At 33.6% G+C, this 593-nt stretch carries 1 protein-coding gene; it reads right to left on the bottom strand.

All coding sequences use genetic code 11. The annotated features are described in order from the left end of the window. Positions 1-46: 46 nt before the first annotated feature. Positions 47-484, bottom strand: a complete 438-nt coding sequence (locus OU792_RS18620) for a hypothetical protein (protein WP_274671066.1) — start codon at positions 482-484, stop codon at positions 47-49. Positions 485-593: the final 109 nt, after the last annotated feature.

The raw sequence follows: 593 nt of genomic DNA, 5'->3' as shown, positions 1-593 counted from the left end.
TTGTTCCTAAGTTTAGGCAACAAAACTGGTCCAGTTATTTAAGCGGTTAAGAACATTCATCAGTATCTAGCAGCTTACCTTTCAGAGAGTCAAGCTCATGAAAAATCTTTGTTACTTCATCGGTTGTTTCAATTTCTAAACTATTACTTCCCTTCAATTCAGATGATTTAAAAAAATAATTAATGAATGGCAGACTTAGCTTCGGAAAAAACCTTAGGAAGATATAGCTTAACAATAGAAAAGCTACGATTATAGTCAAGGATATGATTGCTGTTTTTGTCCAATTGAATGAATTTGAAAGGTTTAGAGGTTCTATTTGGGCTTTGCCAATATATTCAGCCTTTTGCCAGAACTCGTCAATATTCAATTCTTGGATTGAATTAAAGTTATCCACAAACTGAATACGATTTTCTTTTACAGTTATCCAAGCTGCGTAATTAAAAAAGTCAAAGGGAGAATCCCTCCTGAAAAATCGGAATTCCATGTTTCGCTTATCAAAGAGAACCATTCCCATTCCATTATTTCTTGAGTCAAAAGCATTGAATACAAAGAAATTTTCGGTATCTATTCCAATTCCCCGTTGGATAAGAAAC

Source organism: Algoriphagus sp. NF (genome assembly GCF_028823735.1).
In the GTDB taxonomy this organism is placed as follows: Bacteria; Bacteroidota; Bacteroidia; order Cytophagales; family Cyclobacteriaceae; genus Algoriphagus; species Algoriphagus marincola.
Note: the sequence above shows the minus strand (reverse complement) of the source record. Positions and strands in the feature narration are given on the sequence as shown.

What these genes read in the sequence shown, in the direction of transcription:
- OU792_RS18620 (WP_274671066.1), bottom strand. Translation starts at nt 484, where the DNA reads ATGGAATTCCGATTTTTCAGGAGGGATTCTCCCTTTGACTTTTTTAAT.